Origin of the sequence: Saccharothrix coeruleofusca, assembly GCF_017876325.1 — a bacterium.
Lineage (GTDB): Bacteria > Actinomycetota > Actinomycetes > Mycobacteriales > Pseudonocardiaceae > Actinosynnema > Actinosynnema coeruleofuscum.
In genome coordinates, this window is sequence record NZ_JAGINV010000001.1 from 4872325 (window position 1) to 4885331 (window position 13007).

Here is a 13007-nt window from a genome sequence, read left to right on the forward strand (position 1 = left end):
TCGTGCGCGCGAGCACGTCCGCGCGTCCGCTCCGGAGCGGCGAAGCCGCCTACGCCTCAGGACGTAGCCCGGAAGACGCGGCCCAGTGCGCGGGGTGCGCGAGCGAGCCGGGCAGCTTGGTGCCCCGGTCCCCCTTGGCCGCGTCCAGCTGCGCCTGGGTCAGGAACAGGGCGCCGCTCAGGTCGGCTCCGCGCAGGTCGGCCCCGCGCAGGTCGGCGCCGGTGAGATCGGCCTGCCGCAGGTCGGCCCGCCGCAGGTCGGCGCCCATGAGCAGCGCGCCGCGCAGGCTCGCGCCCCGCAGGTCCGCGCCCTTGAAGCTCCTGCCGATCAGGTCCGCGCCGCGGCGGTCGAGCTTCTTGCGCACCGACGACCGCGCGAAGTCGCTGGCGCGCAACAACAAAGCGTTCACCGCGCGCCGGTGCTCGCCGACGTCCAAGCCCGCCAGCGCTTCCGGACTCCGCCCCGCCAGCAGCTCGGTCTCGTCACGCGCGCGGACCAGCTCGTCGCGCAGCGCACCCCCTGGCACCAGCGCCACCGCTTCGGTGAGGTACCACAGCAGCTCGTGCAGGTTGCGCACCACGGGGAAGACCTCGAACATCCGTCGCGCGACGCCCGGTTCCCGCCAGTCCACGCCGCCGAAGGTCTCCCGCGACACCCGCTGCCCCGCGCCGAAGCAGTCGTAGACCGTGCAGCCGACGAACCCCTTCTGCCGCAACCGGTCGTGGATGCCGCAGCGGAAGTCCTGCCCCAGGTTGGGGCACGGCGTGCCTGCGGGCTTGTCCAGCGCGAAGTCCGACGAGCGCGAGAAGGCGGGCACCACGCAGCACAACCCGAAGCAGCTCGCGCAGTCCGCGCGCAGTTCACGGCTCATGCGCTCAGCGCGTCCAGGATCTGCTGGCCGTACTTGGCCAGCTTGTTCTCGCCCACGCCGCTCACCCCGCCCAGCTCCGACAACGACGCGGGCCTGGTGGTGGCGATCTGCCGCAGCGTCGCGTCGTGGAAGATCACGTAGGCGGGCACGCCCTGCTCCTTGGCCGTCACCGCGCGCCACTCGCGCAGCCGCTCGAACACCGGCGCGGCCTCGGCGGGCAGCTCGGCCGAGGGCGTCGGCTTCTTGGCCCTGGCGGCGCGCGCGGCCTTCTCCGGCTCCCGCCGCATGAGCACCTCGCGCCCCTGGAACAGCACTTCCTCGCTGCCGGGGGTGAGCACCAGCGTCGAGTACTCGCCCTCCACCGCCAGCAGGCCCTGCGCCAGCAGCTGGCGGACCACCGCGCGCCAGCCGCTCTCGTTGAGCTCGGTGCCGATGCCGAACACCGACAGCTGGTCGTGGTCGTGCTGGATGACCTTGGCCGTCCTGCGGCCCAGCAGGATGTCGATGATCTGGCCCGCGCCGAACTTCTGCCGCCGCTCCTTGCGCAGCCGGACCACGGTGGAGAGCACCTTCTGCGCGGGAATGGTGGCGTCCCAGGTCTGCGGCGGCGTCAGGCAGGTGTCGCAGTTGCCGCACGGCTGCCCGCTCTGCCCGAAGTAGTCGAGCAGCCGCACCCGGCGGCACTCCACCGTCTCGCACAGCGCCAGCATCGCGTCCAGGTGCGCCGCGAGCTTGCGCCGGTGCGCCTGGTCGCCCTGCGACTCCTCGATCATCTTGCGCTGCTGCACCACGTCCTGCAGGCCGTAGGCCAGCCACGCGGTGGACGGCAACCCGTCGCGGCCCGCCCGGCCGGTCTCCTGGTAGTAGCCCTCGACGGACTTGGGCAGGTCCAGGTGCGCCACGAACCGCACGTCCGGCTTGTCGATGCCCATGCCGAACGCGATGGTGGCCACCATCACCAGCCCGTCCTCGCGCAGGAACCGCGCCTGGTTGCGCGCGCGGGTGCCCGCGTCCAGGCCCGCGTGGTAGGGCAGCGCCGGAATGCCGTTCTCCACCAGGAACTCCGCGATCTTCTCGGTGGAGTTGCGGGACAGGCAGTAGACGATGCCCGCGTCACCCGCGTGCTCGGTGCGCAGCAGCTCCAGCAGCTGCCGCTTGGGGTCGTTCTTCGGCACGACGCGGTACTGGATGTTGGGCCGGTCGAAGCTGGCCACGAAGTGCCTGGCGTCTTCCAGCCGGAGCCGCTGCGCGATCTCGGCGTGGGTGGCCTTGGTCGCCGTGGCGGTCAGCGCGATGCGCGGCACGTCCGGCCACCGCTCGTGCAGGTGCGACAGCGCCAGGTAGTCGGGCCGGAAGTCGTGGCCCCACTGGGACACGCAGTGCGCCTCGTCGATGGCGAACAGCGCGATCCTGCCGCGCTCCAGCAGGCGCAGCGTGGAGTCGACCCGCAGCCGCTCGGGCGCGAGGTAGAGCACGTCCAGCTCGCCCGCCAGGAACTCCGCCTCGACCAGCGACCGCTCGTCCGGGTACTGGGTGGAGTTGAGGAACCCCGCCCGCACGCCCAGCGCGCGCAGCGCGTCGACCTGGTCCTGCATCAGCGCGATCAGCGGCGAGACCACCACGCCCACGCCGTCGCGGACCAGCGAGGGGATCTGGTAGCACAACGACTTGCCGCCACCGGTGGGCATGAGGACCAGCGCGTCCCCGCCGCCGATCACGTGCTCGACGATGTCCCGCTGCTCGCCGCGGAACGAGTCGTACCCGAAGACCCGCCGCAGCACCTCATCGGCGTCGCGATCGCTCGAAGCCATCGCGCGATCCTAACCGACCGCCTCGCGGAAGACGTTGGCGCGGTGCCAGGCGAAGTAGGGCTCCGAGCCCGCGTGGTGGGCGCCACAGGCGCGGTCGGCCAGCGCGGTCAGTCTGCTGTCGATCACCGGCTCGCCGGTCCGAGCCACCTGCACCCGCCCGTTCTCACTGACGGTGACGTAGCCGTACTCGTACAGGTGGTCGCAGCCGAACCGGCAGGCGAGCATGGCCACGTTGCTCAGGTTCAACCGCTCCTTGTCGGTGCACAGCGACCGCTTCTTGATGTGCGCCGCGACCAGGAAGCCCTCCGGAAAGACCTCCCCGCACAGCGCGCAGGCAGCGGCAGCCCTGCCGTCGAGCAGGCTGCGACGCAGCTTGCCCTGCTCCTTGCGGTACGTGGCCAGGACCTTGCCGTCGAGCCCAGTGGACTGCTCGGTGGTGTCGTCCTCGGAGAGCGCGATGACCACGGGCCTGCTCTGCCTCACCACGGCACCCGGCAGCGTGGCCAGCACCGCCCCGATGAACCAACTCCGGTAGCCCAGCTCCGGCGGCGACACCAGGACGCTGCCCTGGGCCATGAGCCGGTCGATGCCCGCCTGCACCTCGGCCACCGGGATGAGCTTCCCCTCGGGCGAGTTCTCCGTGGCGACCTCGACGTGGTGGCCCCGAACGCCCATGACGAGGTTCGGCTTGTCGGTCACCACGGTCCGGACCTCCGCGCCGATGAGCTCGCGCAGCACCTCGTAGGCGTCGACCCGGTTCCCGCCCACCCAGGACGCCGGACGGGCCGGGACCGGCCGCATGACCACGTCGAACCGCCCGGCACCCGCTCCCGCCAAGTCGCTCTCCAGCGCTTTCGCGTCGTCCGGGCCGTACTCCGGGACGTTGAGCCGGAGCCGGAGCCGCTTGCTGTTGTTCCCCGCCTTGGGGGCTCCCTCCCGCTGGCCGATCCGCCCCTGCCGACTGGTGAGCAGGCGCCGGAGTTCCTCGAAGTCGCGCTGGGCCGCCAGCGCAACGGGCTCCGACAGCAGTGCGCGCTCGCTCTCGTCGAGGTGCTGCACGTTCCGCGAGTCGACGAACGCGCCCAGCAGCACCGCGTCCAACTGCGCCAGCCGCCGCAGCAGCAGCTCCAGGGCCTCGCGGTAGTCGGCGTTGCGGGGCGCCTGCCTGCCTGCGGTCACCCCGCCCGCGCTCTCCAGGATCACGGCCAGGTGATCACTGTCGGCCTCAACCGAGAACTCGGCGTTCAGCTCCCTGCCCGCGTCGTCTTTGGGGTACACGCCGAACACGGTGCCAGAAGCCACGCCGTTGTGGAATCAAAATGGAATCGAGGGATGGACCAGATCAATCCGTTGTGGACAGCTGATGAAGGGGAGCAGCATGGTCGAGCACGTGGTCGTCATCGGTGCGGGTGTCTACGGCGCAGCCGTGACCGCCTCGCTGGCGCGGCGGGGAGCCCGCGTCACCGTCGTGGACGCGGGCGCGCCCGCAGGCGGCACGTCGGGTGCGACGTTCTCGTGGATCAACTCCTGCGGCAAGCAGCCGCGCTCGTACCACGACCTCAGCGTCGCGGGCATGGAGGCGCACCGCGCCCTGGCCGCCGAAGTGCCCGGCAGCGACTGGTACCACGAGGGCGGCAACCTGGAGTGGACCGACGAGTCCGGGCTCGGCGAGTTACGCGCCAAGGTCTCCGGGGTGCTGGACTACGGCTACGAGGCGCGCTGGCTCACCCGCGCCGAGGTGCTGCGGCTGGAACCGGACATCGACCCCGCCGAGCTGCCCTCGGACGGGATCGCCTTCTTCCCGCGCGAAGGCTGGGTCGAGCCGACCCGCCTGATCGGCCACCTCCTGTCCCGCGCGGGCGGCCGTGGCGCGTGGTTGGTCCGCGACGACGCGGTGACCGGGCTGGACGTGGCCGCTGGGGCGGTGCGCGCCGTCCACCTCGCCTCGGGACGGCGGCTCCCCGCCGACGCGGTCGTGAACTGCGCGGGTCCGCAGGCCGCTCGGATCGCCGAACTGGCGGGCCTGGACCTGCCGATGCGCAACACCCGAGGCGTGCTCGTCTGCACTTCGCCGGTCGCGGTCTCGCTGGCCCGCGTCGTGCACGCCCCGCACGTCCACCTGCGCCCCGACGGCGGCGGGCGTCTCCTGCTGCACACCGAGGAGCTCGACGGGGCCGCGCCCGAGAACGGCGGGATCGGCGTCGACCACTGGGCGGTGGAGCAGGTGCTGGCGGCGGGCCAGGCGCTCTACCCCGGCCTGCGGGACGTGTCCGCCGAGAGCGTCCGGGTCGGCGAGCGGCCCATCCCCGGTGACGGCCTGCCGGTGCTGGGGCGGGTGGCCGCGCTGCCCAACTTCCACTTCGCCGTCTCGCACAGCGGCGCGACGCTGTGCCTGCACGCCGGTGACCTGGTGGCGGCCGAAGTCCTCGGCGAGGACCGCGGTGACGCCCTGGCCGCGTTCCGCTACGAACGCTTCTGAGCCCTCCGGAAGCGCCCGCCGAAGCGCTGCGCGTTTCCCTCTTGTGCCGGGCCCGGCTCTGCGGCCTGCTGTGCGGGGAGTCCGGCACCCGCCGGACTCCCCGTCCGTGCTGCTGGGCGCGATCGGTCTCGCGCTCGCCCTCGGCAGGGGCGCCACCCGCGCGGCTGCTCTGGGCCGCGGCGGTCGTCTCCACGCCCTGGTTGGGCATGTTCGTCGCGGCGCTGTTCCCCGGCACCGCCGTCAACGACCCGGAGTTCGCCGACCGGACGGCGTCCGTGCTCGGCCTGCACGCGCAGCTGTTCCTGGCGCTGGTGCTGGTCGCCCTGCTGGGTGCCGCGTGCGGGCTGGTCCTGCGCGACCGGAGTCCGCGCTGATCAGGCGCCGCTGCCGCCGTCGACCTGGAGGATCGCGCCGGTCACGTAGGAGGCGCGGTCGCTGAGCAGCCAGGCGGCGGCCTCGGCGATCTCGGCGGGCCGGGCCATGCGGCGCAGCGGGATGTGCGGGGTGAGCCGTTCCACCAGGCCGGGCGAGTGGGCGTCCCACTCGCGGATCATCTCGGTGTCCGTGCCGCCGGGGGCGACGGCGTTGACGCGGATGCCCTCGGGGCCGTAGGTGACCGCCGCAGACTCGGTGAGGCTGTTGACCGCGCGCTTCATCGCCCCGTAGGCGGGCAGTTCGGGGTTGGCCCGCAGGCTGCCGACGCTGGAGTTGTTGACGATGGCCCCGGTGCCCGCCGTGGCCCGGATGGCGGCGATCTCGGCGGTCATGGCCAGCCACACGCCCCTGAGGTTGACCTGGTAGACGTAGTCGAAGTCGGCTTCCTGCGTCTGGTCCAGCGGGCCGGGCGGAACAACGGTCGCGCCGTTGTTGAAGGCCACGTCGAGTCGGCCGTACAGCTCGACGGCGCGGTTCACGGCGGCCCGCACGCTCGCGGGGTCGGCCAGGTCGCACAGCACGTAGTCCGCGGTGCCGCCCTCGGCCCTGATCTCCTCGGTCACCGCCTTGAGCTGGTCCTGCGTGCGGGCCGCGAGCAGCACGCGGGCGCCTTCCCCGGCGAACAGCCGCGCCGAGGCGGCGCCGATGCCGCGCCCCGCGCCGGTGATGAGAGCGACCTTGCCCGCGAGCAGGCCCGAAGTGGTGGACGTCGTGTTGTTCATGACGACGAGCCTGCGCCGGTCCACGGGGCTCAGCCAGGTACCGGCGATGCCTGGCTGAGCCGGGCGGGCACGCGGACACTGGGCGCGTGGACAGACGCGAACTGGCCGACTTCCTGCGCAGCAGGCGCGAGCGGATCGCCCCCGCCGACGTGGGGCTGCCCGCCGGACCGCGCCGCCGAACTCCCGGCCTGCGGCGCGAGGAGGTGGCGCAGCTGGCGTTCATCTCCGCCGAGTACTACGCGCGGCTGGAGCAGGCACGCGGCCCGCGCCCGTCGCGCGAGGTGCTGGCCGGGCTGGCCAGGGCGCTGCGCCTGTCCGACGTCGAGCGCGCCCACCTGCACCACCTCGCGGGGGCGCCGCCCGCTCCCGCGCCGGGGCCTTCGCGCGAGGTGCGGCAGAGCATCCTGGACCTGCTGGACCGGCTGCCGCGGGCCGCCGCGTTCGTGACCTCCGCGACGCTGGAGGTCATCGCCTGGAACGACCTGGCGGCGGCGCTGATGGAGGACTTCTCCGCGCTGTCCCGGCGTGACCGCAACCTGGTGCGCCGGGCGTTCCTCGACCCGCGTCCCGGCGACCGGCGCTTGTACGGGGCGTCGGACCCGGACGAGTTCGCCCGCCACGCGGCCCGGCGGCTGCGCGCCACCGCCGCCCGCTACCCCGACGACCCCGAGGTGGCCGGGCTGGTGGCCGAACTCCTCGCGGGCAGCGAGGAGTTCACCCGGCTGTGGCACTCGCACGACGTGTCCGCCGTGCCGACCCTGCGCAAGACCTTCCAGCACCCGCTGGTCGGCCCGATCACCCTCAACTGCGACGCGCTCGACATCGCCGACCGGGACCAGCAGGTCGTGATCTACACCGCCGTGCCCGGCTCGTCGTCGGAGGAGGCGCTGCGGCTGCTGTCGGTCATCGGCACGCAGCGCGTGGACGTGCCCGGCTGAGCCACCCCGGTGGGCCGCCCCGGTGGGCCGCCCCGGTGGACTGCCCACCGGGTGATCCCGCGCCGACGGGCCCTCGGCCGGGCCGCCGCTGTGGTAGAGCTGACCGCGTGCCGTTCCCCCGCGATGTCCAGGCCAAGATCGACGCCAACCGGCGCAACTGGGACGCCCGGACCCCCATCCACGTGGCCAGCCGGTTCTACGGCATCGGCACCCGCGACCCGCTGGGCTGGTTCGCCCCGTTCGAGTGGGCCGACCTGGGCGAGCTGGCCGGTCGGGAGGTCGCGCACCTGCAGTGCCACCTGGGCGTGGAGACGATGGCCTTCGCCATCAGGGGGGCGCGCACCACCGGGCTGGACTTCTCCGCCAACGCCGTCGCCGAGGCGCGCCGCATCGCCGCCGAGGCGGGCTTGCCGGTCGAGTACGTGCACGCCGACGTCCACGACGCCGCGGCGGCGCTGGGCACCGGGCGCTTCGACGTCGTCTACACCGGCAAGGGCGCCCTGTGCTACCTGCCGGACCTGCGCCGCTGGGCCGACGTCGTCCTCGGGCTGCTCAAGCCGGGGGGCCTGCTCTACATCGCGGAGTTCCACCCCCTGCTCACCTCGCTGGGCCCCTCGCCCGCGCCGGGGGACACGCCGGACCTGCTGCTGCGCCACGACTACCTCGAAGGCCGGGGCGCGATCGAGCACGACGGCACCCACACCTACACCGACGGGCCGCCGCTGGCGTCGGACCCGGTGAACTACGAGTGGGCGCACGGCCTCGGGGAGGTGGTGACCTCCCTGGTCGCCGCGGGTTTCCGCGTCGACCGGCTGACCGAGAGCGAGCTGCTGCCCTGGCCGCGCTGGCCGCGGATGGTGCGCACCGACAGCGGTTGGTGGGCGCTGCCCGACGACGAGCCCCGCATCCCGCTGCTGTACGGGTTGAGGGCCATCAAGGAGGGCTGACCCCTGGGCGCGACGCGGTCCGCTCAGCCCATCCGGACCGCGTCGCGCAGCATCCGGGCGACGTGCGCCATCAGCGCCTCCGCGCCGGGCTGCACGGCGGCGGGCACGCGGGACTCGGTGAGCGCGGCGACGGCGAACGCCCGCCCGTCGTCGTGCTCGACCACGCCCACCTCGTGCCGCAGGTTGAGCAGCGTGCCGGTCTTGGACGACCAGCGCGCCGAGTCGGACGCGAAGTCCGGTGCCAGCCGGTGCCGCATGACGTTGTCGCCCATCAGCTCGCGCACCCTGGCGGCCACGGCGGGCCGCACGGTCGTCGGCCGCCACAGGCCGTGCAGCAGGTCCGCGAACGCGCGGGCGGAGCCGGTGTTGGCGCGGCTGACGTCGAGCTGGGGCACCGGGTGGCCGTGGCCCGCCGTCCCGGCGGTGATGGCCAGCGAGTGCGCCAGGTGGACCTCGGCGCGGGGGAACCGCTCGGCCGGGGTGTCCACCAGCTCCGCCATGAGGTGGCGCACGGTGATGCCGTCGTGGCCGAGCCGCCGCAGCTCGGCGGTGACCGCGGCGGGCGGGGTGAGGGCGAACAGGGCGTCGGCCGCGGCGTTGTCGCTCAGCGACGTGCTCAGGTGCAGCAGGTCCTCCAGCGCGATCACGGCGGGGTGGCGGAACTTGCTCAGGCCGACCGGGCCGGGCGTCGTGCCGCGACCGGGTGGCACGCGGACCGGCGTGGCCGGGTCGAGCTCGCCGCGCGCGATCCGCTCCAGGGTGGCGACCGCGAGCGGCACCTTCACCAGCGACGCGACCGGGTACTCGGCGTCGGCGTCGATGCCCAGCTCGTCGCCGGTGTCCAGGTCGCGGACCAGGAACGAGCCGCGCAGGCCCGCCTCGTCGAGCGCCTGCCCGGCTTCGCGCAGCACCCTGCTCACGCCCATCCCGGTTCCCCCTCCGGCACGCCGAGGCAGCGCCCGATCAGCGCGGGCGGCAGCGCCCGGACCCGCCTGCCGTCCTCGCGCGAGCGGGCGGTGACGTCGTAGCCGCGCGCCGCGTCCAGCTCGCCGATCGGCCGCCAGTGCAGGCCCAGCTCCTCGGCCTGGCCGCGCGCGCAGAGCAGCAGGTCGTCCGAGGCCAGCACCTCGGCCACCGCCGCGACCAGCGAACCGGCCACCACGACCTGGGCGGGTTGCAGCCCCACGGCGTGCCCGAGCCGCCGGACGCGGTCCCGCACGTGCGGCACGTCGTCCTCGGCCTGGATCAGCACCCGGCGTCGGCGGGCGGTCCGCTCGGCGCGGCCCGCGCGCAGCGACTCCAGGTAGATCGCGGGCGCGTCGCCGGGGTCGGTGTGGCCCGCCAGGCCCAGCGGCACCCGCCACGCGCCGTCGTCGGGCGGCACGGCGACCACGGCCGCGCGCACCTCCAGCGTGCGGGCGAGTTCGGCGCGCCGCCGCGGCGCGGCCGGGCGCGGGTCGAGGTTCAGGTCATGCGCCCTGGCCCCGGCGACCAGCGCGGCCAGCGGGCGCGGGCCGCAGACCTCCGGCACGGCCAGCCGGAAGGGGCGCAGCCTGGCCTGCGCGGCGTCGTGCTCCAGCGCCTCGGCCAGCTCGACCAGCCGCCGCGCCGAGGGCAGCACCTCCCGGCCGAACGGGGTCAGCGCGACGCTGCGCGAGGACCGGGTGAGCAGCTCGACCCCGAGGTGCTTCTCCAGGGCCGCGACGCGCCTGCTCGCGACGGACTGCGGGATGCGCGCCGCCGCCGCGCCGACGGTGAAGCTGCCGTGCCCGCTCACGGCGACGAATGCCTTGCAGGCCGCGATGACGTCCACCCGCCCAACCTATCCGCGAGGTCGGCGGCGATCCGCCGCTGTCCCGGACGGCGGCGTCACGCCGCCCTCGGGCTCCGCGGCACCAGGACGACCAGACCGCCGAGGGCGCACAGGCCCGCGGCCACGAGCGCCACGGCCGCCGCGCTCAGCGTCCCCTGGATGAGCCCGAACCCGGCGGACCCGAGGGCCTGACCGGTGGCCAGTGCGATGAACAGCACCGAGGTGCCCGCTCCGGCGGCGTCGGGACGGACCTGCCGCGCCCAGAGCACGAGCACGCCGGACAGCCCCATGTAACCCGCGCCGAAGACCGCCATGCAGGCGTAGGCCGCCCAGGCCGCGCCCGAGGCGGTGGACAGCGCCAGCGCGGCGCAGGCCAGGGCCAGCGCGGCGGCGCACACGCACCAGCCGGTCCGCCTGCCCCAGCGCTCGACCAGCACGCCCGTCAGCGTGCCGAGCACCCCTCCCGCCCCCAGCGCGATCCACAGCCAGCCCACCCGGTCGGGGCGCACCGCGCCCGCGCCGGTGACCAGCAGCGGCCCGAACGTCCAGACCAGGGCCGAGCCCGCCCCGGCGAGCACCGCGGCGGCCCCCGGCAGGACCAGCGACCGCCACGCGGACAGCGCGGCCGGGGACGCCGGAGAGGCCAGGTCGGCGCGCGCCCGCACCGGGTACCAGGTGGCCAACGCGGTGACCGCGCACACCAGCGCCATGCACACCCACGCCGGGCCGACCGAAGCGGCGACCGGGGCGACCAGGCCCGCGCCGATCACGCCCACCGCCGTCCCCGAGTTGACCAGCGACTGCCCGGTGGCGGTCGCGCGGCGGGTCACCACCGCGTCGACGATCGGCACCAGGGCGGGCGAGGCGAACGCGCCGCCCATCCCGCCGACGAAGACCGCGAGCACGAACGCGGCCGGGGCCGAGGCCACCGCCACGCCCAGGCACCCGGCGGTCGCGGTGGCCCCGGCGAGGAGCACGGCGGCGCGGGGGCGCCGGTCGGCGAACCGGGCGGCCACCGCGGCGGCCAGGCAGTAGGAGGTGAACTGCGCGGCCGCGGCCCACCCCAGCACACCGGCCAGGTCCGGGCGCTGCGCGGCCAGCCGGGGCGCGAACAGGCCGACCCCGAAGCGGGCCATCCCGTAGGTGGCGGCGATCAGCGACATCCCCGCCACCGCGGTCCCCAGGCCGGAACCGCTTCGGCGTCGTGCGTCGGTCACCACCACGCTGGCACCCCATTCGGTATAACGATCGTTATGGCGTAACGAGCGTTATGCTAGGAGCGTGGCCACTCCCCCGCACCCCAGGGAGCGCATCCTCGACGCCGCCGAGGCGCTGTTCTTCCAGCGGGGCATCGCCGTCACCGGGGTCGACCAGGTCGCCGCCTCGGCGGGCGTGGCGATCGTGACGCTCTACAAGCACTTCGGCGGCAAGGACAACCTCCTGCGCGAGGTGCTGGCCCGCCGCCTCGACGCGTGGACCCGGCACTGGGACGCCGCCGTCGCCGCGGCCGACTCCCCGGTGCGACGCCTGCTGGCGGTCTTCGACGCCGTGGAGACCTTCCGCGCCGAGGCCGGGCCGACCCAGTGGTGCTGCTTCCTGGCCACGGCCTCCGAGCGCCCCGCCCCGCCGGACGGCCGCGCCGACCCGGTGCTCGACCTGGTCGAGCAGGACACGCGGCTGGTGACCGGGCGCTTGGCCGGGCTGGCGCGGGAAGCCGGGTGCGCCGATCCGGACGCCGTGGCCGCGATGCTGCTGCTGCTCTACAACGGGGTGCTGAGCAGCCTCCTGCGCGGGGTTCCCGCCGATCCCGTCGCCCCGGCCCGCGCCGCCGCGCGCCTGGTCGTCGACTCCGCCGCGGGCACGCGACCCCAGCGTTGAACTCAGGGGTTCCGGGGGTTCGACTCGCGGTTACCGGGTGAGCAACCGCCCCCCGAGGTGCTTCTCCAGTGCCGCGATGACGTCGACCCGACCACGTTGTATGCCGGATCGGCATCGATCCGGCCTCCTCTGTCTTGGACGGCATCCCAGGCCCGCTGCCAGCCTCGTCCCGCACTCGACCACCAGGGGGAACGATGACCACGCCACGACCGACCGACCGCCGCGCCCTGCTCAAGGCGCTCGCGCTGCTGCCGCTGGCGGGGTGCGCCACCACCGCGCGGCCCGCCGACCCCGCCTCCGCCCCGACGCCCTCCACCACCCCACCGCCCGAGCGGCACGAGCGCCTGTTCGACCTCGAACGGCGGTACGACGTGCGGCTGGGCGTCCACGCCGTCGCGACCGGCTCCGGTGCGACCATCGCCCACCGGGCGGACGAGCGGTTCGCGTTCTGCTCGACGTTCAAGGGCCTCGCCGCGGCGGCCGTCCTGCACCGCAACCCCATGTCGCACCTGGACACCGTGATCACCTACACCGAGGCCGACCTGATGGCCAGCTCCGCCATCACCCGGCGGCACGTGGCCACCGGCATGACCATCCGCGACCTGTGCGACGCCGCGGTCCGCTTCAGCGACGGCACGGCGGGCAACATGCTGCTGCGCGACCTCGGGGGGCCTGCCGAGCTGACGGCGTACCTGCGCGGCCTGGGCGACGAGGTCACCCGGATGGACCGGATCGAGCCCCACATCGTGGAGGCCGCGCCCGGCGACCCGCGCGACACCACCACGCCGCGGGCGATCGGCGCGGACTACCAGCGGATCGTGCTGGGCGACGCCCTGCCCGCCGACAAGCGCGACTTCCTGCGCGACCTGATGGAGCGCGGCGTCGCCGGGGCCAAGCGCGTCCGGGCGGGCGTCCCGCCGGGCTGGCGCGTGGCCAACAAGACCGGCACCGGGAACTACGGCACGCTCAACGACGTCGGCGTCGTGTGGCCCCCGGACTCCGCTCCGCTGGTCGTGTCGATCATGTCCAGCAAGGCCACCGCCGACGCGCGCTACGACGAGGCCCTCCTCGCCGAGACCGCCGCCTACGTCGCGGAGACGCTGGTGTGAGGCG

Annotated in this window: 13 protein-coding genes; 6 read left to right on the forward strand and 7 right to left on the reverse strand. The window is 74.5% G+C overall.

What is annotated here, in order from left to right; genetic code table 11:
- Positions 1-49: 49 nt before the first annotated feature.
- Genes JOF41_RS21685 through JOF41_RS21695 form a run of 3 tightly spaced genes read right to left on the reverse strand, consistent with a single transcriptional unit; the run spans position 50 to position 3960 of the window.
- The gene (locus JOF41_RS21685; protein WP_189223182.1) at positions 50-871 is read right to left on the reverse strand and encodes a pentapeptide repeat-containing protein; all 822 of its coding nucleotides are present in this window, start codon (positions 869-871) and stop codon (positions 50-52) included.
- On the reverse strand, positions 868-2682 hold the full coding sequence (gene recQ / locus JOF41_RS21690) for a DNA helicase RecQ (protein ID WP_189223181.1): 1815 nt from the start codon (positions 2680-2682) through the stop codon (positions 868-870). The genes JOF41_RS21685 and recQ overlap by 4 nt, the downstream gene beginning before the upstream one ends.
- Before the next feature lie 9 nt (positions 2683-2691).
- The gene (locus JOF41_RS21695) at positions 2692-3960 is read right to left on the reverse strand and encodes a hypothetical protein (RefSeq protein WP_209621509.1); all 1269 of its coding nucleotides are present in this window, start codon (positions 3958-3960) and stop codon (positions 2692-2694) included.
- A gap of 85 nt (positions 3961-4045) precedes the next feature.
- Here JOF41_RS21695 and JOF41_RS21700 point away from each other — a divergent pair, with 85 nt between their 5' ends.
- Both JOF41_RS21700 and JOF41_RS21705 read left to right on the forward strand, forming a co-directional pair.
- Positions 4046-5161 (forward strand): NAD(P)/FAD-dependent oxidoreductase, encoded by a 1116-nt coding sequence (locus tag JOF41_RS21700; RefSeq protein WP_244989652.1) that lies wholly within the window; start codon positions 4046-4048, stop codon positions 5159-5161.
- A 206-nt stretch (positions 5162-5367) separates the two neighbouring features.
- Positions 5368-5535, forward strand: coding sequence for a hypothetical protein (locus tag JOF41_RS21705; protein WP_209621512.1), 168 nt, complete (start codon positions 5368-5370; stop codon positions 5533-5535).
- Here JOF41_RS21705 and JOF41_RS21710 read toward each other — a convergent pair whose 3' ends face one another.
- The gene (locus JOF41_RS21710; protein WP_209621516.1) at positions 5536-6318 is read right to left on the reverse strand and encodes an SDR family NAD(P)-dependent oxidoreductase; all 783 of its coding nucleotides are present in this window, start codon (positions 6316-6318) and stop codon (positions 5536-5538) included.
- A gap of 86 nt (positions 6319-6404) precedes the next feature.
- Here JOF41_RS21710 and JOF41_RS21715 point away from each other — a divergent pair, with 86 nt between their 5' ends.
- Both JOF41_RS21715 and JOF41_RS21720 read left to right on the forward strand, forming a co-directional pair.
- Positions 6405-7256, forward strand: a complete 852-nt coding sequence (locus JOF41_RS21715; RefSeq protein WP_209621519.1) for a helix-turn-helix transcriptional regulator — start codon at positions 6405-6407, stop codon at positions 7254-7256.
- Positions 7257-7363: 107 nt separating this feature from the next.
- A complete protein-coding gene (locus JOF41_RS21720; RefSeq protein WP_209621522.1) occupies positions 7364-8203 on the forward strand; it encodes a methyltransferase domain-containing protein in 840 nt (279 codons plus the stop codon).
- A gap of 23 nt (positions 8204-8226) precedes the next feature.
- On the opposite strand, the gene JOF41_RS21725 is transcribed toward JOF41_RS21720, so the two are convergent.
- The 3 genes from JOF41_RS21725 to JOF41_RS21735 are packed head-to-tail and all read right to left on the reverse strand — an operon-like array spanning position 8227 to position 11233.
- Positions 8227-9129, reverse strand: coding sequence for a serine hydrolase (locus JOF41_RS21725; protein ID WP_189223170.1), 903 nt, complete (start codon positions 9127-9129; stop codon positions 8227-8229).
- Positions 9120-10016: a LysR family transcriptional regulator gene (locus tag JOF41_RS21730; protein WP_209621524.1), complete on the reverse strand. Its 897-nt coding sequence runs from the start codon at positions 10014-10016 to the stop codon at positions 9120-9122. Before JOF41_RS21730 ends, JOF41_RS21725 begins: the two co-directional genes overlap by 10 nt.
- 56 nt (positions 10017-10072) lie before the next feature.
- Positions 10073-11233: an MFS transporter gene (locus tag JOF41_RS21735; protein WP_209621527.1), complete on the reverse strand. Its 1161-nt coding sequence runs from the start codon at positions 11231-11233 to the stop codon at positions 10073-10075.
- A 64-nt stretch (positions 11234-11297) separates the two neighbouring features.
- Here JOF41_RS21735 and JOF41_RS21740 point away from each other — a divergent pair, with 64 nt between their 5' ends.
- Both JOF41_RS21740 and bla read left to right on the forward strand, forming a co-directional pair.
- Entirely contained in the window at positions 11298-11894 is a 597-nt protein-coding gene (locus tag JOF41_RS21740; RefSeq protein ID WP_209621530.1) for a TetR/AcrR family transcriptional regulator, read from the forward strand.
- Between the two features lie 194 nt (positions 11895-12088).
- On the forward strand, positions 12089-13003 hold the full coding sequence (bla, locus tag JOF41_RS21745) for a class A beta-lactamase (RefSeq protein ID WP_209621534.1): 915 nt from the start codon (positions 12089-12091) through the stop codon (positions 13001-13003).
- Positions 13004-13007 lie beyond the last annotated feature (4 nt).

Coding starts and splice junctions, on each gene's coding strand:
- bla (WP_209621534.1), top strand. CDS start 12,089: ATGACCACGCCACGACCGACCGACCGCCGCGCCCTGCTCAAGGCGCTC.
- JOF41_RS21725 (WP_189223170.1), bottom strand. CDS start 9,129: ATGGGCGTGAGCAGGGTGCTGCGCGAAGCCGGGCAGGCGCTCGACGAG.
- JOF41_RS21700 (WP_244989652.1), top strand. CDS start 4,046: ATGAAGGGGAGCAGCATGGTCGAGCACGTGGTCGTCATCGGTGCGGGT.
- JOF41_RS21705 (WP_209621512.1), top strand. CDS start 5,368: ATGTTCGTCGCGGCGCTGTTCCCCGGCACCGCCGTCAACGACCCGGAG.
- recQ (WP_189223181.1), bottom strand. CDS start 2,682: ATGGCTTCGAGCGATCGCGACGCCGATGAGGTGCTGCGGCGGGTCTTC.
- JOF41_RS21685 (WP_189223182.1), bottom strand. CDS start 871: ATGAGCCGTGAACTGCGCGCGGACTGCGCGAGCTGCTTCGGGTTGTGC.
- JOF41_RS21710 (WP_209621516.1), bottom strand. CDS start 6,318: ATGAACAACACGACGTCCACCACTTCGGGCCTGCTCGCGGGCAAGGTC.